This window comes from Roseovarius indicus, from assembly GCF_008728195.1.
GTDB classification, from domain to species: domain Bacteria; phylum Pseudomonadota; class Alphaproteobacteria; order Rhodobacterales; family Rhodobacteraceae; genus Roseovarius; species Roseovarius indicus.
In genome coordinates, this window is sequence record NZ_CP031598.1 from 3,929,476 (window position 1) to 3,953,391 (window position 23,916).

The 23,916-nt window shown below is 66.2% G+C and carries 28 protein-coding genes; 14 read left to right on the top strand and 14 right to left on the bottom strand.

Annotation, left to right across the window (positions count from 1 at the left end):
• Nucleotide 1: 1 nt before the first annotated feature.
• The 3 genes from RIdsm_RS18945 to RIdsm_RS18955 all read right to left on the bottom strand — a co-directional run bounded on the left by RIdsm_RS18945 (nt 2) and on the right by RIdsm_RS18955 (nt 1,404).
• On the bottom strand, nt 2-268 hold the full coding sequence (locus RIdsm_RS18945) for a DUF6455 family protein (RefSeq protein ID WP_057819143.1): 267 nt from the start codon (nt 266-268) through the stop codon (nt 2-4).
• A gap of 77 nt (nt 269-345) precedes the next feature.
• The gene (locus RIdsm_RS18950) at nt 346-702 is read right to left on the bottom strand and encodes a YigZ family protein (protein ID WP_057819145.1); all 357 of its coding nucleotides are present in this window, start codon (nt 700-702) and stop codon (nt 346-348) included.
• Nucleotides 703-711: 9 nt separating this feature from the next.
• Nucleotides 712-1,404 (bottom strand): M48 family metallopeptidase, encoded by a 693-nt coding sequence (locus RIdsm_RS18955; protein WP_057819147.1) that lies wholly within the window; start codon nt 1,402-1,404, stop codon nt 712-714.
• 116 nt (nt 1,405-1,520) lie between these two features.
• Here RIdsm_RS18955 and RIdsm_RS18960 point away from each other — a divergent pair, with 116 nt between their 5' ends.
• The gene (locus RIdsm_RS18960; protein ID WP_057819148.1) at nt 1,521-1,769 is read left to right on the top strand and encodes a hypothetical protein; all 249 of its coding nucleotides are present in this window, start codon (nt 1,521-1,523) and stop codon (nt 1,767-1,769) included.
• Here the strand turns inward: RIdsm_RS18960 and RIdsm_RS18965 are convergent.
• Complete coding sequence (locus RIdsm_RS18965) at nt 1,756-2,010, bottom strand: DUF167 domain-containing protein (protein ID WP_057819151.1); 255 nt, start codon at nt 2,008-2,010, stop codon at nt 1,756-1,758. The genes RIdsm_RS18960 and RIdsm_RS18965 overlap by 14 nt on opposite strands.
• Before the next feature lie 104 nt (nt 2,011-2,114).
• Between RIdsm_RS18965 and RIdsm_RS18970 the strand changes: the two genes are divergently transcribed.
• The gene (locus RIdsm_RS18970; RefSeq protein ID WP_057819153.1) at nt 2,115-2,693 is read left to right on the top strand and encodes a nitroreductase family protein; all 579 of its coding nucleotides are present in this window, start codon (nt 2,115-2,117) and stop codon (nt 2,691-2,693) included.
• Nucleotides 2,690-3,382 (top strand): EI24 domain-containing protein, encoded by a 693-nt coding sequence (locus RIdsm_RS18975; protein ID WP_057819154.1) that lies wholly within the window; start codon nt 2,690-2,692, stop codon nt 3,380-3,382. Before RIdsm_RS18970 ends, RIdsm_RS18975 begins: the two co-directional genes overlap by 4 nt.
• A gap of 162 nt (nt 3,383-3,544) precedes the next feature.
• Here the strand turns inward: RIdsm_RS18975 and RIdsm_RS18980 are convergent, their stop codons facing one another.
• Nucleotides 3,545-4,168, bottom strand: a complete 624-nt coding sequence (locus RIdsm_RS18980) for a helix-turn-helix domain-containing protein (protein WP_057819157.1) — start codon at nt 4,166-4,168, stop codon at nt 3,545-3,547.
• Between the two features lie 65 nt (nt 4,169-4,233).
• On the opposite strand from RIdsm_RS18980, the gene RIdsm_RS18985 reads away from it, so the two are divergent.
• The 7 genes from RIdsm_RS18985 to RIdsm_RS19015 all read left to right on the top strand — a co-directional run bounded on the left by RIdsm_RS18985 (nt 4,234) and on the right by RIdsm_RS19015 (nt 12,085).
• Nucleotides 4,234-5,760: a class I adenylate-forming enzyme family protein gene (locus RIdsm_RS18985; protein WP_057819158.1), complete on the top strand. Its 1,527-nt coding sequence runs from the start codon at nt 4,234-4,236 to the stop codon at nt 5,758-5,760.
• On the top strand, nt 5,747-6,397 hold the full coding sequence (locus RIdsm_RS18990; RefSeq protein WP_057819160.1) for a DsbA family oxidoreductase: 651 nt from the start codon (nt 5,747-5,749) through the stop codon (nt 6,395-6,397). Before RIdsm_RS18985 ends, RIdsm_RS18990 begins: the two co-directional genes overlap by 14 nt.
• 28 nt (nt 6,398-6,425) lie before the next feature.
• A complete protein-coding gene (locus tag RIdsm_RS18995; protein WP_057819161.1) occupies nt 6,426-6,800 on the top strand; it encodes a potassium channel family protein in 375 nt (124 codons plus the stop codon).
• A 193-nt stretch (nt 6,801-6,993) separates the two neighbouring features.
• The gene (locus RIdsm_RS19000) at nt 6,994-7,668 is read left to right on the top strand and encodes a ZinT family metal-binding protein (protein ID WP_057819163.1); all 675 of its coding nucleotides are present in this window, start codon (nt 6,994-6,996) and stop codon (nt 7,666-7,668) included.
• 167 nt (nt 7,669-7,835) lie between these two features.
• Nucleotides 7,836-9,068 (top strand): multidrug effflux MFS transporter, encoded by a 1,233-nt coding sequence (locus RIdsm_RS19005; protein WP_057819165.1) that lies wholly within the window; start codon nt 7,836-7,838, stop codon nt 9,066-9,068.
• A 177-nt stretch (nt 9,069-9,245) separates the two neighbouring features.
• Nucleotides 9,246-11,450 (top strand): NADP-dependent isocitrate dehydrogenase, encoded by a 2,205-nt coding sequence (locus tag RIdsm_RS19010; RefSeq protein WP_057819167.1) that lies wholly within the window; start codon nt 9,246-9,248, stop codon nt 11,448-11,450.
• Nucleotides 11,451-11,749: 299 nt separating this feature from the next.
• Nucleotides 11,750-12,085 carry a DMT family transporter gene (locus RIdsm_RS19015; RefSeq protein ID WP_057819169.1) on the top strand — a complete coding sequence of 112 codons (336 nt, stop codon included), beginning with the start codon at nt 11,750-11,752 and terminating at the stop codon, nt 12,083-12,085.
• A 5-nt stretch (nt 12,086-12,090) separates the two neighbouring features.
• Here the strand turns inward: RIdsm_RS19015 and RIdsm_RS19020 are convergent, their stop codons facing one another.
• Nucleotides 12,091-12,297 carry a DUF6356 family protein gene (locus RIdsm_RS19020; protein WP_057819171.1) on the bottom strand — a complete coding sequence of 69 codons (207 nt, stop codon included), beginning with the start codon at nt 12,295-12,297 and terminating at the stop codon, nt 12,091-12,093.
• 123 nt (nt 12,298-12,420) lie between these two features.
• On the opposite strand from RIdsm_RS19020, the gene RIdsm_RS19025 reads away from it, so the two are divergent.
• Nucleotides 12,421-12,879, top strand: a complete 459-nt coding sequence (locus tag RIdsm_RS19025; RefSeq protein WP_057819173.1) for an Lrp/AsnC family transcriptional regulator — start codon at nt 12,421-12,423, stop codon at nt 12,877-12,879.
• Nucleotides 12,880-13,038: 159 nt separating this feature from the next.
• Here the strand turns inward: RIdsm_RS19025 and RIdsm_RS19030 are convergent, their stop codons facing one another.
• Both RIdsm_RS19030 and mce read right to left on the bottom strand, forming a co-directional pair.
• A complete protein-coding gene (locus RIdsm_RS19030; protein WP_057819175.1) occupies nt 13,039-13,326 on the bottom strand; it encodes a DUF1467 family protein in 288 nt (95 codons plus the stop codon).
• Nucleotides 13,326-13,730 (bottom strand): methylmalonyl-CoA epimerase, encoded by a 405-nt coding sequence (mce, locus tag RIdsm_RS19035; protein ID WP_057819177.1) that lies wholly within the window; start codon nt 13,728-13,730, stop codon nt 13,326-13,328. Before mce ends, RIdsm_RS19030 begins: the two co-directional genes overlap by 1 nt.
• Before the next feature lie 168 nt (nt 13,731-13,898).
• On the opposite strand from mce, the gene RIdsm_RS19040 reads away from it, so the two are divergent.
• Complete coding sequence (locus RIdsm_RS19040; RefSeq protein WP_057819179.1) at nt 13,899-14,615, top strand: response regulator; 717 nt, start codon at nt 13,899-13,901, stop codon at nt 14,613-14,615.
• A gap of 48 nt (nt 14,616-14,663) precedes the next feature.
• Here the strand turns inward: RIdsm_RS19040 and RIdsm_RS19045 are convergent, their stop codons facing one another.
• From RIdsm_RS19045 to RIdsm_RS19055, 3 genes are all read right to left on the bottom strand, one after another.
• On the bottom strand, nt 14,664-15,380 hold the full coding sequence (locus RIdsm_RS19045; RefSeq protein WP_057819181.1) for a GNAT family N-acetyltransferase: 717 nt from the start codon (nt 15,378-15,380) through the stop codon (nt 14,664-14,666).
• A 72-nt stretch (nt 15,381-15,452) separates the two neighbouring features.
• A complete protein-coding gene (locus RIdsm_RS19050; RefSeq protein ID WP_057819183.1) occupies nt 15,453-16,703 on the bottom strand; it encodes a DUF1501 domain-containing protein in 1,251 nt (416 codons plus the stop codon).
• Between the two features lie 12 nt (nt 16,704-16,715).
• On the bottom strand, nt 16,716-18,104 hold the full coding sequence (locus tag RIdsm_RS19055; RefSeq protein WP_057819185.1) for a DUF1800 domain-containing protein: 1,389 nt from the start codon (nt 18,102-18,104) through the stop codon (nt 16,716-16,718).
• Between the two features lie 163 nt (nt 18,105-18,267).
• On the opposite strand from RIdsm_RS19055, the gene RIdsm_RS19060 reads away from it, so the two are divergent.
• Nucleotides 18,268-18,744, top strand: coding sequence for a hemerythrin domain-containing protein (locus tag RIdsm_RS19060; RefSeq protein ID WP_057819187.1), 477 nt, complete (start codon nt 18,268-18,270; stop codon nt 18,742-18,744).
• 15 nt (nt 18,745-18,759) lie between these two features.
• Here the strand turns inward: RIdsm_RS19060 and aspS are convergent, their stop codons facing one another.
• Entirely contained in the window at nt 18,760-20,541 is a 1,782-nt protein-coding gene (gene aspS / locus RIdsm_RS19065) for an aspartate--tRNA ligase (RefSeq protein ID WP_057819189.1), read from the bottom strand.
• A 256-nt stretch (nt 20,542-20,797) separates the two neighbouring features.
• Here aspS and RIdsm_RS19070 point away from each other — a divergent pair, with 256 nt between their 5' ends.
• Complete coding sequence (locus tag RIdsm_RS19070; RefSeq protein WP_057819191.1) at nt 20,798-22,030, top strand: SAM-dependent methyltransferase; 1,233 nt, start codon at nt 20,798-20,800, stop codon at nt 22,028-22,030.
• A gap of 45 nt (nt 22,031-22,075) precedes the next feature.
• Here RIdsm_RS19070 and RIdsm_RS19075 read toward each other — a convergent pair whose 3' ends face one another.
• Together RIdsm_RS19075 and RIdsm_RS19080 are read right to left on the bottom strand one after the other, a co-directional pair.
• Nucleotides 22,076-22,717 carry an aminotransferase class IV family protein gene (locus tag RIdsm_RS19075; RefSeq protein WP_057819192.1) on the bottom strand — a complete coding sequence of 214 codons (642 nt, stop codon included), beginning with the start codon at nt 22,715-22,717 and terminating at the stop codon, nt 22,076-22,078.
• Nucleotides 22,672-23,796, bottom strand: a complete 1,125-nt coding sequence (locus tag RIdsm_RS19080) for an aminodeoxychorismate synthase component I (RefSeq protein ID WP_057819194.1) — start codon at nt 23,794-23,796, stop codon at nt 22,672-22,674. Before RIdsm_RS19080 ends, RIdsm_RS19075 begins: the two co-directional genes overlap by 46 nt.
• Between the last annotated feature and the right edge of the window lie 120 nt (nt 23,797-23,916).

Genomic DNA, 23,916 nt, shown 5'->3' on the forward strand with positions numbered 1-23,916 from the left:
ATCAGACGTGCTTGCCCTGTTTGAGAAGTTCGAACAGGTCCACGTTCCGGCACATCCCCGGTGCCTCGGGCGCCACCCCCTCGACCGTCGCCAGCCAGCCCTCGCAGGCCGTCGGGTCGGTGCAGCCCGTACACCGCAGCACCGCGTCCCCCAGCGTGTCGATCTCCAGCTTGCCCTCCATGATCTTCTCTTCCAGATCGAGGCCAAGGGCATTCGCCATCCGGTCGACCAGATCGGCATGGCGCTTGTAAGTGAGGTTTGCAGGCATTGGTTCGTCTCCCTGTCGCGATGTCAGCGCATGGGAAGAACCCTACCGGGAGGGGCGAAACCCGTCCTTGACCTGAGTCAACCGGTGCTTTCCTCCAGCCACGCCCGCACGCAGGTCTGCACATGGCGGAACCGGTCGCCACCCAGGTGCTTGCCGCCATACCAGCGCGTCACCACCACGATCCGGTCGCTCACGCCCTCGCGTTCCAGCATCCGCAAGATCACGTTCCCGGCCCCCGATTCGCCGTCATCGCCCTTCAGGGGCGTGCCGTCCGACAGGATCACGGCCCAGGTGTTGTGGGTGGCCTTGGCGAATTTCTTGTCGCGCTTCAGCTCGGCCAGGAAGGCATCCGCCTCCTCCCGGCTGGTGACCTTGCCGCCGGAAACGGCATATTTCGACCCCCGGTCGCGAACAACGTCAGGCAGTTGAAGCATGGCGCCCCGTCAGAGGCCGGCGGCCACGCGGCGCACCGTCTCGATCCGCTGCGCGTTGCGCGGGTGCGTGCCCAGGAAACTGTCGCCCGGGTCGGCGATCCGCATGAAATACTCGGCCCCCAGCACCGGGTCATAGCCCGACTCGTGGGCGATCACGGTGCCGATCGCATCCGCCTCAAGCTCGAAATCCTTGGAATAGCGCCGCGCGCCCACGCCCGCGCCCATGTTCACGGCCGCTTCGATCCCGGCGGAATTCGCCCCCGAAAGCGAGGCCAGCCCGCCCATCAGGATCGCCCCCGCCATGGCGTTCTGCTGCTGGCGCGGAATGTGCCCGGCAATATGGTGCGCCGCCTCGTGGCTCATGACGAAGGCCAGCTGATCGGCATTCTGCACATCCGCCAGAAGCGACCGCGTGAAGGCCAGGATCGGCCGCCCGTTCTTGTCGAGCGTCTGGTAGGCGTTGGGCTGCAGCCCCTCGCGGTCGTCCAGAACGATGTGGAAATCGCAGTTCGGCGCGCTCGACCTCGTCCGGCAGATCCGCTCGGCCACGGGCTCCACCCGGCTGACCACACCCCGGAACCGGTTAATATCGCTTGCCCCGGGCGCTTGCGGCGCCCTCGCCACGGCATTGGGCCCGGGGGCCGGCGCGGTGGAAACGCACCCCGCCAGACCGATCATCACACTCAGAAGTAGCCAGCGCATCGATATCCTCAATCGTCTTTCCCTAGGTTGTAGCAGGGTTTGGCCCGATCTCCAGCCCCCATCCGACAACGGACAACCCCGCTTGCAATGACCCGCCAAGCGAATAAGGTAACCCCATGTTTTCCATCGAACACGAGTTTGACTCGACCGTCATCACCCTCGTCGACGAAGGCCGCCAGCGGCTCGAAGAAGACGTGATCATCAACGCGTTCGAGGAATGCGTCACGATCGAGCAATACGACCCCCGCACCGACCGGGTCGAGAAAATCACCCTCTCGCCCACCCAGCTGCGCGATCTCGGCGCGGCGCTCAACCTGCCCGAAGGGGTCTATTCTCTGAACGGCAAGACGCTCAACTCACGCTGAAGACCTTGTCGCGCGCCGTCGCGCCCCGGATCAGCTCGAGCCGCGATTTCGGCACGCCCATCGCCTTGGCCAGCAGCTTCTGAACGGCCGAATTGGCCTTGCCGCCCTCGGGAACCACCGTCACGTTCATCCGGATCTGCCCGTCGCGCAGCACGATCCCGTTCGCCGAGGCCTTCGGCGTCACGCGCACCGTCACGGTCGCGCCGGGGATGGCAAGATGGCTCAGATCGGGCAGGCTCATGGAGGCGTCCCATAGCGCGATTGGCCCGCCTGCGGAAGATGCAGGGTTGACCCTCGCGCCCCGGCACCCGACATGTAACCCCGCAACAGGACAGGAAAACGTGCATGCCCGATCCCAACCCGGCCGCGATGGAGTTTCTGCTCAACCGCCGCTCGCGCCCCGCCAAGACGCTGACCACCCCGGTGCCCGACCGCGCGGCGCTCATGCCCATCCTGACCGCCGCGGCCCGCAGCCCCGATCACGGCAAGCTGGAACCCTGGCGCTTCATGGTGCTGGAACGGAACGCGCTCCTGCGGCTGGCCACGCTGATCGACGAATGCGGCGACCGTCTCGGCAAACCGCCCGAAGACATCGCCAAGGCCCGTGCTCAATATGCCGACGCCCATCTCGCCGTCGCCGTGATCGAGGTCCAGATCCCGTCGGGAAAGATCCCTCTCCTCGAACAAACCTATTCGGCCGGTGCCGTCTGCCTTGCGCTCCTGAACGCCGCGCTTGCCTCGGGCTGGGGCGCCAACTGGCTGAGCGGCTGGGCCAGCCATGACCGCGGCTTCGTCGAAGCCGGCTTTGGCCTTGCCGACAACGAACGCATCGCGGGCCTCATACATATCGGCACCGAAACCTCGGCCCCGCCCGAACGCCCCCGCCCTGACCTCGACGCCATCACCACATGGGTGACCGAATGATCTTCTCGAGCTTCTTCAAGGCCCTCGGCCAGTTGGGCGACCCGCGCTTCCGCAAGGTCCTGTTCCTCGGCATCGGCCTGACCTTCGTTCTGCTGATCGCCGCCTATGCCGGGCTGCTCGGCGTCATCGAATGGCTCACGGGCGAGACCACGTCCCTCCCCATCGTGGGCGAGGTGACCTGGGTCGGCGACCTTCTCAGCTTCGGCTCCCTTTTCCTGATGCTGTTCCTGTCGGCCTTCCTGATGGTGCCGGTGGCCTCGGCCATCACCTCCATGTTCCTCGACGAGGTGGCGCAGGCCGTCGAAGACCGCCATTACCCGCGCCTGCCCCCGGCCCGCCGCACGCCCATGGGCGAAGCGATAAAGGACACGCTCAACTTCCTCGGCATCATCATCGGGGCCAACCTCCTGGCCTTCGTGCTCTACGTCTTCTTCACGCCCGCCGCGCCCTTCATCTTCTACGCGCTGAACGGCTACCTGCTGGGCATGGAGTATTTCACCCTCGTCGCCATCCGCCGCGTCGGCCGGCAGGAGGCCAAGAAACAGCGCCGCCGCCACCTGACGACGATCTGGCTGGCCGGCATCCTGATGGCCCTGCCGCTCTCCATCCCGCTCATCAACCTCATCATCCCGATCCTCGGCGCGGCGACCTTCACCCACATCTATCACCGGCTGGCGGGCAACGCCTGAGCCGCACCCTGACCGGAAAATCTGAAAATAGCGTTAAGGCCGGGCCGGTGCGCAACGCGCCTTGTGTTAACGCTCTCGCCGCACAGACAGTGCACCGACGTGATACCGACAGAATACCGACGTTGGACTCCCTGCAAAACAACGGCGTTAACCACCGAGTCGTCAGGCCAGCGACGTCACCCACAAGATCGTGGCATCCTCGTCGCTCACCGACACCACGTTATGGCCCATCGTCGCGTCGTAATAGGCGCTGTCGCCCCGGCGCATCTCGATCGGCTCGTAGAACTCGGTGAACAGCCGCACGACCCCGGTCAGCACATACAGGAACTCCTCCCCGTCATGCCGCACCCAGCCGTCGAACTCCTCGACCGACCGTGCCCTGATCCGCGCCCGATAAGGCAACATCCGCTTCTTCGACAGCGCCTCGCCCAGCAATTCATGCTCATAGGTCGTGGTCGCATGCTGCGTCCCGTCCCCGGCCTTGGTCACCGCCAGCCGCCCGCTGATCTGGTCCCGCTGCGGCGGGGTGAACAGCTGCGGCACGGAAATCTGCAACCCCACGGCCAGCTTCTTCAACGCTTCGTAGGTCGGCGACATCTGCCCGTTCTCGATCTTCGACAGGGTCGACCGCGCCAGCCCGGCCTGCGTCGCCGCCTGCTCCAGCGTCCAGCCGCGCGCCTTCCGAAGCTCCCGCACCCGCTCACCAAGGTTGAGCGGCTCGGCCTGCTCTTCCGCACCATCCTGGCGCGAGATCCTGATAAGGTTTCCGGGCAGCGTTTCCTTCATGTCAAACGCTATACGCCCGGCCTGAACGACTTGCAACTGAGCCCGCCTATGCCTAGAGCAATGCCATGTTGTCAGAGACCAATTCACCGGCCTTCGCGCCCTGCCCCGCGCCCTTCAACCTCGCGGCGCACGTGCTGCGCCACGCAGACGAAACACCCGACAAGGTGGCGCTCGCCGTGCTGGGCCTCTCCGGCGCCGAACGCTGGAGCTACGCCAGGCTGAAAGCGGCCGTGCTCGGCACCGGTGCGGGCCTCCTGCAGGCAGGCCTCACCCCCGGCGACCGCGTGCTCATGCGCCTCGGCAACACGGTCGAATTCCCCATCGCCTATCTCGGCGCCATCGCCGTCGGCCTCGTCCCCGTGCCAACCTCCTCGCAGCTCACCGAGCGCGAGGTCGCGGGCATCATCGACACCGTCAGCCCCGGCGTCATCCTGCGCGACCCCGCCATCGCCTGCCCCGCGACCGAGATCCCCGTCATCGGCCCCGACGCGCTCGACGCCATGCGCAGCCTGCCGCCCGCCGATTTTGACATGGGCGACCCCGAGCGCATGGCCTACATCATCTACACCTCCGGCACCTCCGGCACGCCCCGCGCGGTGATGCACGCCCACCGCGCCATCTGGGCCCGGCAGATGATGGTCGACGGCTGGTACGGCCTGCGCGCCTCCGACCGCGTCTGCCACGCCGGCGCCTTCAACTGGACCTACACGCTCGGCACCGGGCTGATGGACCCGTGGGCCGCCGGCGCCACCGCCCTGATCCCCGAACCCGGCACCGACGCCTCGCGCCTGCCACTTCTCCTGAAACGCCACGACGCGACGATGTTCGCCGCCGCCCCGGGCGTTTACCGCAAGTTCCTCAAGGACGGCACCCCGCTCGACCTGCCGAAACTCCGCCACGGCCTCTCCGCCGGCGAAAAGCTGGCCGACACCATCCGCGACGCCTGGGCCACCGCCACCGGCACCGAGATCCTCGAGGCCTACGGCATGTCGGAATGTTCCACCTTCATCTCCGCCGCCCCCGGCCACCAGGCGCCCCGGGGCACGCTGGGCTACCCCCAGCCCGGCCGCCGCGTCGCCATCATCGGCACCGATGGCCCCGTCCCGCTGGGCGAGGAGGGCACCATCGCCATCCACCGCTCCGACCCCGGCCTGATGCTCGGCTATCTCGGCGCCCCCGAGGCCACGGCGGCCAAGTTCCAGGGCGACTGGTACCTCACCGGCGACCAGGGCGCGATGGACGACACCGGCGCCATTGCCTATCTCGGCCGCGCCGACGACATGATGAACGCCGGCGGCTTCCGCGTCTCGCCGATGGAGGTCGAGGCCGTGCTCAACCAGCACCCCGGCATCCTGCAGGCCGCCGTCACCGATATCGAGGTCAAGGCCGACGCCCGTCTGATCATGGCCTTCTACACCGGTCCCGAGGCCCTGCCCGACGAAGATCTGCACGCATTTGCGAAGGAGCGGCTGGCAGGCTACAAATGTCCCCGCGGTTTCTTCCACCTCGACGCCCTGCCCACCGGGGCGAACGGCAAAATCCTGCGCCGCGAATTGCGGCCGATCTACAAGGCACGTCATGGTCAAGCTTGACATCATCTCCGACCCGATCTGCCCCTGGTGCTATATCGGCAAGACCCAGCTCGACATGGCGCTGGCCGAACGTCCCGACCACCCGTTCGAGATCGAATGGCACCCGTTCCAGCTCAACCCCGACATGCCGCCCGAGGGCATGGACCGCCACACTTACCTCGAAAGGAAATTCGGCGGACAGGAAGGCGCGGCGCGCGCCTATGCCCCCATCGTCGAGGCGGCCGAGGCCGTGGGGCTCGACCTGAACCTCGCGGGCATCCAGCGCACACCCAACACCATCGACGCCCATCGCCTGATCCACTGGGCCGGCATCGAGGGCAAGCAGATGGCCGTCGCCATGGCCCTCTTCCGCGCCTATTTCCACGAGGGCCGCGATATCGCCGATCACGACACGCTGGGCGACATCGCCGACGGGGTCGAAATGGATGCCGCCGTCGTGCAGAAATTGCTCAAATCCGATGCCGACATCGAAGGTATCCACAAGAAAGACGCCGGATTTCGTGAAATGGGGATCACCGGCGTGCCGACCTTCATCGTCGCCGGCAAGCATGCCGTACCCGGCGCCCAGCCGCCCGATCTCTGGATCAAGGTGATCGACGAGATCAACGGCCAGGTCGAACAGGCCGGCGAGGGCTGAAGAAAAGGGCTGGGAACGGAGACCGAAGATGAACATCCGCCGGGTCATCGCCTTCTTTTCCACCCTGCCGGCCATCATCATCGGGGGTACGGTCTTCTTCCACCACATCGAAGGCTGGTCGTGGATCGACAGCTACTTCTTCACCGTCGTCACCCTCTCGACCGTGGGCTATGGCGAGCTTGTGCCCGCCACGGTGGTCGGCAAGATCGGCACCACCGTCTTCATCTTCGTGGGCCTCGGCATTTTCGCCGTTGCCATCCAACAGTTCGGTGCCTTCGCAATGCGGAAACGCGAAGAGCATACCGAGTGGCTCATCGGCAAGGTCCGCCACGCACCGCATGTCCACGAGGACAACCAGGATCACGCCGCCAATATCGACACGCAGCCGGATCACACGAAATAACTCCGGCGTTTACAAAGCGTTAACCCTTCTCCCTCCACTCCCCGCCCAAACCGGCCGTTGCCAGCCCTGTCGGTTTCGAATACGACCGACACGTTACGATATAACGTAACGAATCACTCCGGGCCGCGCGCCGCGATCCCAACCCGGCGCCCGCCCGGTCACGACAACACGAACCCGAAAGGGAAAACAGAACATGCACTCGGTCACCCCCAAACACGCCACCGCCCTCGCCACCGCCGCGCTTCTGGCGCTCGCCGCCCCCGCTTTCGCCGCCGGCTCCGAAGACCACGACCACAGCCATGCGCATGACCACGCGCAACAGGACGAGCAGCAAAAGCAGATCTACAAAGGCTATTTCGAAGACAGCCAGATCGCCCCCCGCCCCCTCTCCGACTGGGAAGGCGACTGGCAGTCCGTCTACCCCTACCTGATGGACGGCAGCCTTGCCCCGGTGATGGAGCACAAGGCCGAGCATGGCGACAAGACCGCCGCCGAATACCGCGCCTATTACGAGATCGGCTATGAAACCGACGTGGACCGCATCGAGATCTCGGGCGACCAGGTCACCTTCCACGAAGGCGACACCTCTGTTCAAGGCACCTATGCCGATGACGGCTACGAGGTCCTGACCTACAAGAAGGGCAACCGCGGCGTCCGCTTCATCTTCCGCAAGACCGAAGGCGACGAGGCGGCGCCCGACTACATCCAGTTCAGCGATCACCGCATCGCGCCGGCCAAGGCCGACCATTACCACCTCTACTGGGGCGACGACCGCGCCGCCCTGCTCGACGAAGTGACCAACTGGCCCACCTACTACCCGGCCTCCCTCACCGTCGACCAGATCGTCACCGAGATGACCGCCCACTGACCCCGCCCCCCGTCGCGCCCCGCCGCTGTTGCGGGGCGCGCGCGCCGCCTGCGTCCGGCGGATTAACCGGCGCGAAAGGTTCCCGCCTGCATATGTGCATGAACGGCCTCAGGAATGTGCGCAGGCTTTCTATGGCGCATATCCGCACAGCATGATAGCGCCCAAGGATGAGCGTATCCGAACATCCCCAGCCCGAAGACGCCCCGATCGGGCGCTTCGAATTCGTCGCCCTGATGGCGATGCTCGTGGCCACCGTCGCGTTTTCCATCGACGCGATGCTGCCCGCCCTGCCCCGCATCGGCGCCGAACTCACGCCCGACGCGGTCAACCGGGCCCAGCTCGTGGTGGCCTCCTTCCTCCTGGGGATGGGCGCCGGAACATTCTTCACCGGCCCGCTCTCCGACAGCTACGGGCGCAAGCCGGTCATCCTCGTGGGGGCGGCCATCTACATCCTCGGCGCGCTCACGGCCATGATCGCACCGTCGCTCGAACTGATGGTCGCGGCTCGAATCCTTCAGGGCGTCGGCGCCGCCGCCGCCCGGATCGTGGCGCTCGCCATCATCCGTGACCTCTATTCCGGCCGCGAAATGGCCCGGCTGATCTCCTTCGTGATGATGGTCTTCACCCTCGTCCCGGCCGTCGCGCCCCTCGCCGGCAGCGGCGTCATCGCGCTGACCGGCTGGCGCGGCATCTTCGGCATCTTCATCCTCTTCACCATCTGCACGACGCTCTGGATGTTCCTGCGCCTGAAAGAGCCCCTACCCGTGCAGCGCCGCCGCCCCTTCCGGCCCGGCGCGCTCTGGGGCGCGGTGAAAGAGGTGCTCTCCTTCCGCACCGTGCGCCTGTCGATCGCGGTGCAGATCCTCTGCTTCACCACGCTTTTCTCGTCGATCAGCTCGATCCAGCAGATCTTCGGCGTCACCTTCGACCGGGCCGAAAGCTTCCCCTACTGGTTCTTCGTCATCGCCCTGATGGCCGGCACCGGCAGCTTCGTCAACGCGGCCCTCGTCATGCGTCTGGGCATGCGCCGCCTGATCAGCTTCGCGCTCGTGGTGCAGATCGGCCTGACAGCGGTGGTGCTGGCGCTCTTCCTGATCGGCCTGCCGCCGGGCATCGACTTCGCGGTCTACGTCGCGTGGCAGACCACCGTCTTCTTCCAGGCGGCGCTGACGCTCGGCAATCTCAACGCGCTGGCGATGGAGCCGCTGGGCCACGTCGCCGGCATGGCGGCCAGCGTCGTCGCCAGCATCGGCACCGTTGGCTCGGTCATCCTGACCGTGCCGGTGGGCCTGTCCTTCGGCGGCACGCCGATCCCGCTTTTCACGGGCGTTCTCGTCTGCGTGGTGGCCGGGACCCTGCTGATGCGGCGGCTTCAGAAGATCGAGCATTACGACAGCTGACCCCTCGCCCCGCTTCGGTGCGCGGCCAGCCGCCGCCCTGCGACAATTTTTTCAGTATACTGTCGCATACCGTCTTTCCAGACGGCCCGCTTTACGCTATGACGCGGCCAACCGCCTGCCTGCGCCCGCCCATGCGCGGCGCCGAACTCTTCACACAGCGATCGAGAGGGATCACCGATGGCCGACAACTCCAATCCCGATATTGTCTACACCAAGGTCGACGAGGCACCCGAACTTGCCAGCGCCTCGCTTCTGCCGATCATCCAGCGCTTCGCCGCCGCCGCGGGCGTGTCGGTGGGCACCAAGGACATCTCGCTGGCGGGCCGCATCCTCGCCACCTTCCCCGACAAGCTGAAAGACGACCAGCGCGTCACCGACGACCTCGCCGAGCTGGGACAGCTGGTCAAGACGCCCGACGCCAACGTGATCAAGCTGCCCAACATCTCGGCCTCGGTGCCCCAGCTCGTCGCCGCCGTGCGCGAGCTTCAAGGCCAGGGGTTCGACATTCCCGACTACCCCGACGACCCCCAGACCGACGAGGAAAAAGAGGTTCGCGCCCGCTACGATTCGATCAAGGGCTCGGCGGTGAACCCGGTCCTGCGCGAAGGCAACTCCGACCGCCGCGCCGCGGCCCCGGTCAAGAAATTCGCCCAGAACAACCCCCACCGGATGGGTGACTGGTCTTCCGACAGCAAGACCCGCGTCGCCGCCATGTCGGGCAACGACTTCTTTTCCAACGAGAAATCCACAACGCTCGACAAGGCCGCGACGGCGAAGATCGTGCTGGAAACCGCGGGAGGCGAGACCGTCCTGAAAGACAGCGTCAGCTACCCCGAAGGCACCGTCGTCGATGCCACCTACATGAGCGCCAAGGCCCTCGACGCCTTCCTCGCCGAGGAAATCGAGAAGACCAAGGAAGAGGGCGTGCTGTTCTCGATCCACATGAAAGCCACGATGATGAAGGTCTCCGACCCGATCATCTTCGGCCACGCGGTCAAGGAATGGCTGAAGCCGGTCTTCGAGAAATACGGCGACGAAATGAAAGCCGCCGGCGTCGACCCGGCCTCCGGCCTCGGCGACCTGCTGGAGCGCGTCAAGGACAAGCCCGAGATCCTCAAGGCCATCGAAGACGTCCGCGACACCCGCCCGCCCATGTACATGGTCGACAGCGACCGTGGCATCACCAACCTTCACGTCCCCTCCGACGTGATCATCGACGCCTCGATGCCGGCCCTCATCCGCTCGGGCGGCAAGGGTTGGGGCCCGGACAACAAGGAGCATGACGCGGTCTGCGTGATCCCCGACAACTCCTACGCGCCGGTCTATGACGAGACGATCAAGTTCTTCAAAGCCAACGGAAAACTGGATCCGGCGACCGCCGGCACGGTGCAGAACCTTGGCCTGATGGCCCAGAAGGCCGAGGAGTACGGCTCGCACCCGACCACCTTCGAGATCCCGGAAGACGGCACCGTGAAGATGGTGCTGGACGACGGTACCGTGCTGCACGAGCACAAGGTCGAGAAGGGCGATATCTGGCGCTCGGCCTCGGCCCGCAAGGCGCCGATCGAGGACTGGGTGAACCTGGCCATCGAACGGCAGAAGGCCACCGGTTATCGCGCGATCTTCTGGCTGGATGAAAAGCGCGCCCATGATGCCGAGCTGATCAGCTTCGTGAAGCCGATCCTCGAGGCGAAAGGCGTGGCCGACAAGTTCGAGATCATGGCCCCGCGCGAAGCGACCCGCGCCAGCCTCGAGACCATCACCAAGGGCGAGAACACCATCGCCATCACCGGCAACGTGCTGCGCGACTACCTGACCGACCTGTTCCCGATCCTCGAGCTGGCGACCTCGGCCAAGATGCTGTCGATCGTCAAGCTGATGAATGGCGGCGGGTTGTTCGAAACCGGCGCCGGTGGCTCGGCGCCGAAGCACGTGCAGCAGCTGCAGTCGGAAAACCACCTGCGCTGGGACAGCCTAGGCGAGTTCTGTGCGCTGGGAGAAAGCTTCAAATTCCTGGGCGATTCCAAGAACAACGCCCGCGCCCGGGTGCTGGGTGAAACCGTCGAGACGGCCACACAGGGCATTCTCGATCACGGCCGGTCGCCCAGCCGCAAGGTGGGCGAGCCCGACAACCGCGACAGCCATTACTGGTTCGCCCGCTACTGGGCCGAGGCGCTGGCTGCGCAGTCGGACGATGCCGCGCTGGCCGAGGAGTTCGGGCCGATTGCCAAGGCATTGGCGGAAAACGAGGAAAAGATCACCGGCGAACTGGCCGCGGTTCAGGGCAAGCCGGCCGATATCGGTGGCTACTACCACCCCGATGACGACAAGCTCGCCTCGGTCATGCGGCCGAGCGCGACGCTGAACGGGATCATGGGCTAACCACACCCATTTCAATTCATGGCGGGCCGTCCCGGGTATTCCCGGGGCGGCCCATTTTCGTTTCTGCCGGGCCCGATGCCACTGGCCGGGCCTTATCGGATATCGCTTACCGCAATGAGATTGCGAGGAAAAACCGATCAAAACCTGACCAAACCGCCGGTCGTCTGGGCACCTGGCAGCGGCGGTGGCAGGAAGTCCTCAGGCCGCGTGTCACCATGCGCGGGGTCGCTTGACCCTGCCGCGGAACCGCTGCGATATGGGCGCGGTTTCCATCGCTTCCGATACAAGGTGCATGTCCCATGCTGAAGATCTACCTCATCCTGCTTCTGGCCGTTCTTTGCGAGGGCGTGGGCTCGACCTGTCTTCAGGCGTCGCAACAGTTCACGCGGTTCTGGCCGTCGGTCGGCGTGGTGGCCGGCTTCGGCTCGGCCTTCTACCTGATGATGATCGTGCTGAAATACATGCCGCTGGGCATCACCTACGCGATCTGGTCGGGTCTGGGAATCTGCCTGACCGCCTTCCTCGGCTGGCTGATCTTCAAACAGGGGGTCGACCTGGCCGCGCTGATCGGCATGACGCTCATCATCGTGGGGATCGTGATCATCAACATCTTCTCCAAGACCGCCACCCACTGAGGCGGTCAGCCCCCGCGGTTATGGGTTTTCGCATACATCTCGGCGATCATCCGGCTGGCGGTTTTCTCGAACAGGCAGGGAATGAGCGCGTGCACAAACGCGCAGAGCCCGGCCGCGAAAAGTTTGACGCCGAACGTTCCGGCGAACCGGGCGTGTTCGAGGTAGGTTTCATCCACACTGCGGGGATGGTCGAGAAAGGCCTTGGTGATCATCGCGGGCTCCTGTCTGCACGTGTTTCCTTTCGATATATTTAACGCGGCGCGCCGTGGCGCATTTCCCAAATGCGCGAAGGTTCCGATTGATTTCGGGAGAATATCCCAACTATCCTGAAAACCATGAGCGAAATTGACGATATCGACCGCCGGATCCTGACCGAACTGCAACGCGCCGCCGACCTGCCGCTCGACCAGCTGGGCGAGCGGGTGGGCCTGTCGCGCAATGCCTGCTGGCGGCGGGTGAAGTCGATGGAGGCGTCGGGCGTGATCCGGCAGCGGGTGGCGTTGCTGGATGCGGAAAAGCTGGGGCTGGGCCTGACGGTCTTCATGCAGATCAAGGCGGCCCGGCACGATGCCGAGTGGCTGGAGCGCTTTGCCCGGGCCACGAGGACGATGCCGGAGGTGCAGGGGGTTTACCGGATGACCGGCGAGCTCGACTACCTGATCCGGGCCAGAGTGGCGGATATGAAGGGCTATGACCGGCTATATCAACGGCTGGTGGCGAAGGTGCCGATGGGGGATGTGTCGGCGTCGTTCGTGATGGAGGAGATCAAGGAAACGACTGCATTGCCGCTGTGAGCGCCGAAACCGGGGCGAATCGGGGTTAACGCCCTGAAATGGCGGGAAAAGCGGGTTTCGGTATCGCGTCGGTATAACGTCGGTATTACGTCGGTATTTTTTGCCGACGCCTGGCGGCCCGCCCCGTGGTTAACGGGCCGGGCGTTGCGCCGGGGCCTGTCAGGACGCCTCTTCCGACGAGGGCCCCATCCGGTCGAACATGTCGATATCCCGAACCGTGATCGTGCCAGTGAGGATGATCGTGGCGATGATCGCCCAGATCACCGCCGAGATGCCCGTGACGATCCAGGCTTTCTTCTTCAGATGATGCTTTTCGGGCGAGCCGGCATGGGTGCCGGGCACGACCTCGCCCGCCTCGCCCTGTGTCTGGATGCGGATCGGCAGCACGACCAGGAAGGTCATGAACCAGATCACCATGAAGAGAACGATGCCCGAGGCGATGCCCATCAGACCTGCTCCAGCTCCACGAGGCAGCCGTTGAAGTCTTTCGGGTGCAGGAACAGCACCGGCTTGCCATGGGCGCCGATCTTGGGCTCGCCCGAGCCAAGAACGCGGGCGCCGGATTCCTTCAGGTGATCGCGGGCGGCGAGGATGTCGTCGACCTCGTAGCAGACATGGTGGATGCCCCCCGAGGGGTTCTTTTCGAGAAAGCCGTTGATCGGGCTGTCCTCGCCCAGCGGGTAGAGCAGCTCGATCTTGGTGTTGGGCAGCTCGATGAAGATGACGGTGACGCCGTGGTCGGGCTCGTCCTGCGGCTCGCCCACATTGGCGCCGAGCGCGGTGCGGTACTGATCCGCCGCGGCCTCGAGGTCGGGCACGGCGATGGCGACATGGTTCAGGCGTCCGATCATGGGGGCATCCTTCGGTCAGTTGGCTGGGCCCGTTATGCCGGGGTGCCGGCCCGCGTGCAAGCGGCAGGAGCGCGCACCCCCGCCGGGGCGGCGCCACCGGGCTTAACGGTTCATTAGGCGTGCCCGCGTAGCGTGAGTCGGGCAATCAACCGGCAAGGGAGCCTTCCGATGGACACCCAAGACACGCTTCAGCCGCAGGTGCGGCCCACCGCCAGCCGCCCGCTTCTGGGCATGACCATCCTGGTGGTCGAGGATAGCCGCTTTACCTGCGAAACGCTCCGCCTGATGTGCCTGAGGAGCGGGGCGCGCATCAGGCGGGCCGACTGCCTGGCCTCGGCCCGGCGGCACCTGCAGGTGTACCGGCCCTCGGCGGCGGTGATCGACATGGGGCTGCCTGATGGCTCGGGGCTCGACCTGATCGCCGAGCTGTCCCGCGCGACGCCCCGGGTGGGTGTCATCATCGGGCTGAGCGGCGACGACCGGGCCGAGACCGAGGCGCTGGCAGCGGGGGCGGACGGGTTCCTGGGAAAACCGCTCGACAGCCTTGCGCAGTTCCAGGAAACGGTCCTGTCGGCCCTGCCCCCTGCGGCGGTGCCCGCCGGGCCACGGTCGCTGACGGAAGAGGCGGTGAGCCCCGACCGCGTGGCGTTCCGCGATGACATGTCCCACGTGGCGGCCCTGCTGGAGCAGCGGCAGGACGGCGCGACGATCGATTACGTGGTGCAGTTTCTTGGCGGCGTGGCCCGCTCGGCGCGGGATTACACGCTGGAACGGGCCGCGAGCGACCTCGCCCGCAGCCGGTGCCAGGGCAAAACCCGGCACGAGAAGGTGGCACGGCTGATGCAGATGGTACATGCGCGGATCGAAAGCCGGGCGGCGATCTGAGCCCGAACGGGCGGCACGGCGCGGCCCGGTGACCTTCGGGCGGCCGGGCTATTTCAGCGACGGATCGGAGCCGCTGCGAACAAGGCGGGTCAGGTCGCTCAACCGTTCCTGCTGCCGGCCCTCGGCATCGAAATTCGAAGGCGACAGCCAGGCGCGGAAGGCCTCTTCAAGTGCGGGCCACTCGCTGTCGATGACGGCGAACCACGCGGTGTCGCGGTTGCGGCCCTTGACCACCGTGGCCTGGCGGAAGACGCCCTCGTAGGTGAAGCCCAGCCGCTGGGCGGCCCGGCGCGAGGGGCGGTTCAGGGCGTCGCATTTCCATTCGTAGCGGCGATAGCCCGCCTCGAAGGCCCATTTCATCATCAGGTACATCGCGTCGGTCGCGGCGCGGGTGCGCTGAAGCTGGGGGGCCATGGCGATGAAGCCTACCTCGATCGAGCCCGCGGCGGGCTGCATCCGCAGGTAGGAGGCGAAGCCGCCATAGGTGCCGGTCACCCTGTCGCGGATGGCGAGGAACAGGATGTCGTCGCGCTGGGTGGCGCCGCGCATCCAGCGATGGAACTGCGCAGCCGAGGCGAAGGGGCCGTCGGGCATGTAATCCCAGACCTCGTCGTGCCCGTCGAACGCCTTGTAGAGAAGCGCCGCGTGACGGTCTGCGTCGAGCTTTTCAAGCTCGGCATAGCGCCCCGCCATGGGCTCGCCCGCCGGCAGGGGCGGCGGCGTCCAGTTCGGAACGACCGGGCCCAGTGGCCGCGCATCTTTCATGGGTTTTACCCCCTTCTTGCCTGCATTTCGGCGCAGGATATGCCCGCCACGCGGAAATTGGAAAGGAAAACGCTACAGGATCAGCTTCGGGTCGGGGCCGAGCTCGACGCCCGGGAAAACCGTCCGTTCGATCAGCCCCGCCTCGAGTCCGAAGAGCTGGCGCATCATCCAGCCGGCGTGGGCGCGCACGTCGCGCGTGGGCATGAGGTCGCGCCTGTCGTAAAGGTCGGCCTCGGCCAGCCCCGGCCAGTCGCGCACCACCTGCCCACCGCGCAGCGCGCCGCCGGCGAAGAGCATCGCACCGCCGGTGCCGTGATCGGTGCCCTTCGTGCCGTTGGCGCGGGCGGTGCGGCCGAACTCGGTCATGGCGACCACGGCGGTCTTGCCCCAGACCGGGCCCAGCGCCTCGCGCAGGGCGAGTATGTTGTCGGAGAGGTCCGCCAGCGTGCGGGGCAGTTGCCGGGCCTGGTTGGAATGGGTGTCGAAGCCGTTGATCGACCACGCCGCGATCCGGGTATCGGCGCGCAGCCGGTCGGCGGCGAAGCGGGCAATCTCGGTCAGGCCGCCCTTGCCGGGGGCCTCGGCCATGCTGTCCTGCATGGCGTCCATCATGCCGCCGGTGTCGAGAACAGTGTCGCCGGTCTGTGCCCCGCGCGCGGCCAGGCCGATCTGTGACAGGCCGATGGCCTCGGTGGTGGCCTCGCGGAAGAGCGGGTCGTCATGCATCACCATGTCGAGCAGCTTTTCCGCCTGCGGGCTGAGCGGCAGGGCGGCGTCGGGCGACCAGTTGGCCACGTCGGCCGCGCCCCGCGCCAGCAGCATGTCAGCCCGGCCGATGGCATAGGCGGTCTCGGCCTCGGCACCCGGCAGGCCCTGCAGCAGACGGTTGAGCCAGCCGTCGCGCCCCTCGGCCCGGTCGGTTGCCCCGGTGCCGGCTTCGAGGATGTCCTGCCCGTCGAAGTGGCTGCGCTTGTCGCGATAGGGTGTCGAGACGGCATGGGCAAAGCCCAGCTCGCCCAGCCGCCAGAGCGGCATCAGCGGCCCGAGCGCCGGGTTCAGGGCGAAGAAGCCGTCGAGGTCATGCTCGCCCGGCACGGCCCCGTCGAGCAGCGCCCCGCGGTAGCTGTCGAATTCGGGGGCGCCATAGGGCCGCACCGCGTCGAGCCCGTCGAGCCCGCCGCGCAGGATGATGACGACGAGCCGGTTCTCGCCCGGCGCGCTGGCCATGGTGACCGGCGTCACCAGCGGGCTTGCCGCCAGCGAACAGCCAAGGGCCATCGACCGGGTCAGGAAAAGGCGGCGGGACAGGTTCGGGCGGGTCATGCTTGGTCCTCGCTACATGCGCTGGAAGGCGGGAGAGGCCAGCACGATGCCGATGCCTTCTGCCCGGGTTTCGGCGGCGCGGGCGGCAAAGCGCACCTCTTCGGGCGCGCGGGCGCCAAGGGCGGTTTCGACGAAGTCGCGCGGGTCGGGCAGCACGCGGCGCAGCTGGAACGGCACGGTCATGCCCCAGATCAGCCGCGCGGCCAGGCGCTGGGGCGTGATCCATGCGTCGTCTGCCTCCTCCCAGCCGTCGGGGCCGAGGGGTTGCCCCCAGGCCTGGCCCATCAGCTCGAGCGGTATGTAGAACATCCGGCGCATCTGACCGTTCTTGTCGGCGGGCATGTGCCGGGGCACGATATCGAGCGCGCGCAGGCTGGAGCCGATGAAATCCATCGGCTGCTTGACGTTGCCCGGGGCGTCGGCCCACGCGGCAGGGTGCGAGAGCATCTCGGCATAGACCTCGGGCAGTTGGCCGTCGGTGGCGGTGTAGCGCGCGGTCATGGCCTCGACGAGCCCCTCGTCGGGCGTGTCGGACACGAAATGCACCGCCAGCTTGCGGGCGATGTGCCGGGCCGTCGCCGGGTGGCGGGCGAGATCGTCGAGCGCGGCGTAGATGTCCTCGAGACGGGCCTGCCCGGTGCCGCCATATTCCACCGACAGCACCGATTCCGGCCCCGGTTCGGCCAGGTCGGGCCGGAAGATGAAGCCCTTGCGCATGCCGTAGCTGAGGCCGGTCAGCAATTCGGCCAGCTGCCGCACATCCGCCTGCGTGTAGGGCCCGTTGACGCCCAGCGTGTGCAGCTCGAGCATTTCGCGGGCGAGGTTCTCGTTCAGGCCGCCAAATCTTTCCTTCTTCGCCGCCGCCGCGCTGTTGGGCCCCGAGGATTCGCCCTGGTCGAGGAAATTCAGCATCAGCGGATGGGTGGCCGCCGCGCGCAGCATGTCCGAAAAGCGCCCCGCCACGTGCGGCCGGATCGCCTCGTCGGCATAGAGCACGTGCCCGTAGCGCATCGGCCCGCCCCGGTGAAGCGCGGTGAAGTGATCGGCCCAGAAGGCGGTCAGCCGCTCTCGAAACGCGTCCTCGCTCAGGGCACGGCGCAGCATGACATTGGCAAACCAATGACCGGCTTCGCGATGGAACCCCTGGCGCACCTGCCGGATGGCCTTGTTGGCCTTGTTCCTCTCTGCGTCGGTCTTGGCCCTGCGCTTGGCCTTGCGGGCATCGCGCAGGTCGAAATGATGCGCGACCGAGGTCTGGTAATCCGGTACGGGAAACGCCTTGGCCGCATGGTCAGGGCCGGACAGTCGCGAAAGCATGTCCTCGACCGAGGTCGGGGGCGCAATGCGGGGCGACAGACCACATCCGAACCGGATGGCTGCGCGTTCGGGATCAAAGCTCATGGGCCGGTCTCACAGGGGGCGCATCTTTCCGTTGAACATAGCATCGAACGGGGCGGATTTCACCTTCCGTCGCGGCAATGTGACGCCCGCGCCGGGCGCGCGCGGAACTCCGCCAAGGCTTCCTGCGTTATGACGTTTTGCCGTCAACCAAGGAACCCGAGACATGACGTCGATCTACGATGCTATCCAGGAAGACCACCAGACCCATCGCACCTTGCTGAACCAGATCGCCGAAACGTCGGGCGACAGCGAGGAGCGGCGCAAGGCGTGGAAGGCGTTTTACGAGGACGTGAAATCGCACGCCGCCGCCGAGGAAGAAACGTTCTATTCCAAGCTGATGAACAAGACGTGGGGGCAGGACGCGGCCCGCCATTCGGTGCATGAGCATCAGCAGATGGACGACATCATGGAAGAGCTGAACGAGATGGACATGTCCTCGCCCGGGTGGCTGCAGCGGTTCGAGACGCTGAAGCACGATTACGAGCATCACATGGACGAGGAAGAGGAAGACGTCTTTTCCCGCGCCAAGGAGGTGTTCGAAGAGGGCGAGAACGAGGCGTTCGGCGACCGCTTCCTCAAGCGCAAGAAAGAGGAGCGCGGGCTGATCGAGGAGAAGCGCGAGGACAGCCTGGAAGACTGACCCCGCGGTCGCGATCTATTCCTGCGGGATCACCCGCAGGCCCAGCTCCATCAGCTGATCGCTGGTCGGCTCTGACGGTGCGTTCATCATCAGGTCCTCGGCGCGCTGGTTCATCGGGAACATGATGACCTCGCGGATGTTCGAGGTGCCGGCCAGCAGCATGACGATGCGGTCGATGCCCGCCGCGCAGCCGCCGTGCGGGGGTGCGCCGTACTGGAAGGCGTTGACGAGGGCGCCGAAGCGTTTGCGCACCTCGGCCTCGTCATAGCCGGCCAGTTCGAAGGCCTTGAACATGATTTCCGGCTTGTGGTTCCGGATGGCGCCCGAGACGATCTCGTAGCCGTTGCAGGCGAGGTCGTACTGGTAGCCCTTGACGGCGAGCGGGTCGCCCTCGAGCGCCTCCATCCCGCCCTGCGGCATCGAAAAGGGGTTGTGCTCGAAGTCGATGGCGCCGTTCTCCTCGTCCTTCTCGTAGATCGGGAAGTCGACGATCCAGGCAAAGGCGAAGCGGTTCTGTTCGGTGAGGTTCAGTTCCTCGCCGATGACGTCACGGGCCTTGCCTGCCACGCGTTCGAAGGCGGAAGGCTTGCCGCCGAGGAAGAAGGCCGCGTCGCCCACGCCGAGGCCTAGCTGTTCGCGGATCGCCTCGGTGCGCTCGGGCCCGATATTCTTGGCCAGCGGGCCGGCCGCTTCCATCCCCTCGCCCTGGTCGCGCCAGAAGATATAGCCCATCCCCGGCAGGCCCTCTTTCTGGGCGAAGCTGTTCATCCGGTCGCAGAACTTGCGGCTGCCGCCCGTGGGCGCCGGGATGGCGCGGATCTCGGTGCCGTCCTGTTCCAAGAGCTTGGCGAAGATCGCGAAGCCCGAGCCGCGGAAATGTTCGGAGACGTCCTGCATCTCGATCGGGTTGCGCAGGTCGGGTTTGTCGGTGCCGTATTTGAGCGCCGCTTCCTTGTAGGGGATCTGCGGCCAGCTTGCCGGGTCGTCGACCTTGGCGCCTTGCCCATGTTCCTCGAATACGCCCGCGATGACGGGCGAGATGGTGTCGAAAATGTCCTGCTGGGTGACGAAGCTCATTTCCATGTCGAGCTGGTAGAAGTCGGTCGGCGAGCGGTCGGCGCGCGGGTCTTCGTCGCGGAAGCAGGGGGCGATCTGGAAGTACTTGTCGAAGCCCGACATCATGATCAGCTGCTTGAATTGCTGCGGGGCCTGCGGCAGGGCGTAGAATTTCCCCGGGTGCAGGCGCGAGGGCACCAGGAAGTCGCGCGCGCCCTCGGGCGAGGACGCGGTGATGATCGGCGTCTGGAACTCGCGGAAATTCTTATCCCACATGCGGCGGCGGAAGGAGGCCACCACGTCGGAGCGGAGCGTCATGTTGCGCTGCATCGCCTCGCGGCGCAGGTCGAGGTAGCGATAGCGCAGGCGGGTTTCCTCGGGGTATTCCTGGTCGCCGAAGACGATGAGCGGCAGTTCGGCCGAGGCGCCCAGCACCTCGATATCGCGGATGTAGACCTCGATCTCGCCGGTGGTGATGCGGGGGTTGATCAGGCTCTCGTCGCGCGCCTTCACCTCGCCGTCGATGCGGATGCACCATTCCGAGCGGACCTTCTCGACCTGCGAGAACACCGCGCTGTCGGGGTCGCACAGCACCTGCGTCATGCCGTAATGGTCGCGCAGGTCGATGAACAGAACGCCGCCATGGTCGCGGATGCGGTTCACCCAGCCCGACAGGCGGACGGTCTCGCCCACGTTCGACTTGGTCAGTTCTGCGCAGGTGTGGCTGCGATATGCGTGCATGATACCCTCTCACCGGGCCCGGGCGGCCCCTCTCTCGGTCCGCGCCGATACACATGGCCGGGACGGCAAAGTCAAGGGGCGGCGCCTTGCCAGCCGCCACGGAAAGGTTGCAAAATCGTTTACAGGTGCATGATTTTCGGCAAAAATACCGGCTAGCGAGCAGAAAGCCGGGGGAACCGGATATAATTTGGCGGGTTTTGCTACATCACTTTAAGGGCGCCGTGGGTGGGCGCAGAGCGTAACGATGGGGTGAAACATGTGGGACAAGATTTTCGATGGGTTTTTGACCCATCTCATGCATGTCGGCGATTTCCGACTTACTTTTCCGGACGGAACAACGCGGCGCTACGGTGACGGCTCAGGCGACCCGATCGGGGTCACGCTGCACGACCCGACCCTGCCCCGCAAGATCATCATGTCCCCCGACATGGCCGTGGGCGAGGCCTATATGGACGAGCGGCTGACCATCGAGAATGACGACCTTTCGGGCTTTCTCGAACTGGCGATCCGCAATGTCGCCCTTCAGGGCGACCCGTGGTTCCGCAAGCCGCTGGCGCTGGGGCGGCATATGATGCGGTATCTGCAACAGTTCAACCCCGTTGGGCGGTCTCGCGCCAACGTCGCGCATCACTATGACCTCTCGGGCGAGCTCTACGATCTCTTCCTCGACGAAGACCGGCAATACTCCTGCGCCTATTTCCGCCGGCCCGACATGACGCTGGAGGAGGCACAGGAGGCGAAGAAACAGCATATCGCTGGCAAGCTGCTGATCGAGCCGGGGATGAAGGTGCTGGATATCGGCTGTGGCTGGGGCGGCATGGGCCTGACGCTGGCCCGCGACTTTGGCGCCGAGGTGACGGGCGTGACGCTCTCGACCGAGCAGTACAACATGGCCAACAGGCGCGCCGAGGAGGCGGGGCTTTCCGACCGCTGCAAGTTCGAGCTGATGGATTACCGGAACGTGCAGGGGCAGTTCGACCGGATCGTCTCGGTCGGCATGTTCGAGCATGTGGGCGTGCCGCATTACGAGGAATATTTCCGCACGGTGAAGAAGCTGCTGAAGGATGACGGTGTCGCGCTCATCCACACGATCGGCCGGTCTGACCCGCCGGGCACGACGAGCCCGTGGATCCTGAAATACATCTTCCCGGGCGGCTATTGCCCGGCGCTGTCCGAAGCGATGAAGCCCATCGAGAACCAGGACCTGTTCGCGACCGATGTCGAGGTGTGGCGCCTGCATTACGCGATGACGCTGCGCCATTGGCATGACCGGTTCATGGCCAATATCGACAAGGCGCGCGCGCTTTACGACGAGCGGTTCTGCCGGATGTGGCGGTATTACCTGATCGCCTGCGAGATGACGTTCCGGCACAATCAGCAGGTGGTGTTCCAGTTCCAGTTGACCAAGCAGCAGGACGCGGTGCCGCTGACGCGGGATTACCTCTATTGCCCGGACGACAAGGACGGCCTCCGGCACGCGGCGGAGTAGCGCCGCTCGTCGCGCCCTTGCAGGCGCGCCTCGCGAGGCCGTCCGTCAGGACGGAAGAGCCGCCCGGATCAGGCCGCGCAGGGCGTTGCCGACGTGGATTTGCTTGGCCGATTGCAGATCGGCACGCGTGAGGATGGCCTCGCGCGCTTGCCCCGCTTCCAGCAATTCGGCGCGCAGGATACCGGGCAGCAAGCCGGAGGACAGCGGCGGGGTCAGCAGGCCGGCTTCGGATTCCACGAAGATATTGGTGATGGTCCCTTCGCAAAGCTCGCCGCGGTCGTTGAGGAAAAGCAGCTCGTCGATACCGTCCGGCATTGCGGCGCGGGCGCGGTCGTAGAGACCGCGCTCTGTGGTCTTTACCTGTCGCCACGGGTCTTGGGCCGGCACGCGCTCCTCGGCAAAGACCACACGCCAAATCGTGCCCTCTGGCAGCAGGGTAAAGGCGTGGGCCGTGACCTCCGCCTGTCCCTCCACATCCACCGTCAGCCGCACCCGCAAGGGCCCCTGCCCGTTCACCGCGTCGAGCGCCGCCTCGACATCCCTCGGTACGATGCCGAGCCGATCCGCCGTGGCGTACAGGCGAGCCAGGTGACGGGCGCGTCGGTGAATACCGCCCTCCGGCGTCCAGAGGCAGGTTTCGATCAGGCGAAAGCCGGGGTCAGCCGGCGGGCGAAGCGGGCTTTCCATAGCGCCTCCTCGTATTCGGATGGGGCGGTGCTGTCGTAGACGACGCCGCCGCCCACGTTGAGCACGGCGCGCGGGCCTTCGAGCATCAGCGTGCGGATGGCCACGTTGAATTCCGACCGCCCGTCGGGCGCGGCCCAGCCTAACGTGCCGCAATAGATCTCGCGCGCCGCCGGTTCGAGCCCTGCGAGGATTTCCATCGCCCGCAGCTTCGGCGCCCCGGTGATCGAGCCGCAGGGGAAGAGGGCGTGGAAAATGTCCGAAAGGCCCGTGCCGCCTTGCATCTGGCCGGTGACGAGGGAGGTCATCTGATGAACCGTCTCGTAGCTTTCCACGGCGAAAAGCTCGGGCACGCGGACGGAACCCGGGGTGCAGACCCGGGAGATATCGTTGCGCAGCAGGTCGACGATCATCAGGTTCTCGGCGCGGTTCTTTTCATCCGTCGCGAGGAAATCGCGGCGGCGTGCGTCCTCGGCCGCATCATCGCTGCGCGGCTGGGTGCCTTTCATGGGGCGGGTCTCGATCCGGCCGTCGGCATCGGTGCGGAAGAACAGCTCGGGCGAGCGCGACAGGATGTCGGGGCCGTCATGGCCGGTGACGAGTGCACCGTGGCAGACGGGCTGGATGGCGCTGAGCGCGGCGTAGAGCGCCCCTGGCGTGCCGTGGGCGGCCATGTTGGCGGGGAAGGTCAGGTTGGCCTGGTAGATGTCACCGGCGCCGATAAGGGCGTGTACGCGGTCGAAGGCGGCGTTGTAGGCCGCCTCGGACCACGCCGGGCGGAAGGCGTCGAGCGACGCCGGGCCGGGGCGCAGGGGCGGGGCCGCCCCGGGCGTGTCGTAAACGCCGAAGCACAGGAGCGGCAGGCGGCGCGTCTCGGGCATCAAAGGCGCAAGCCGCGGCTCCAGCGCATAACCCAGCTCGTAGCTGGCGAACCCCGCGAGCCACGCGCCGGCCGCGCGGGCCTCATCCAGCGCGGCAAGCGCGCCGGGCACCTCCGCCGGCGCATCGGCCGTGATCAGCCGGAGGGGAGCGCCGAAGACAGCGGCCCCGCCGCCGGGGCCATGATCGAAGCGAATCTGCATCGCACCGCATCCTTCTTTCGCCTCCCCTCGCCCTCCTACGCCGTCGGGCCGGGCCATACACCCCCAAAAACGGCATTGGGACACGCCTTTGCGATCCCCCTTGCACAGAGGCGCGTGATG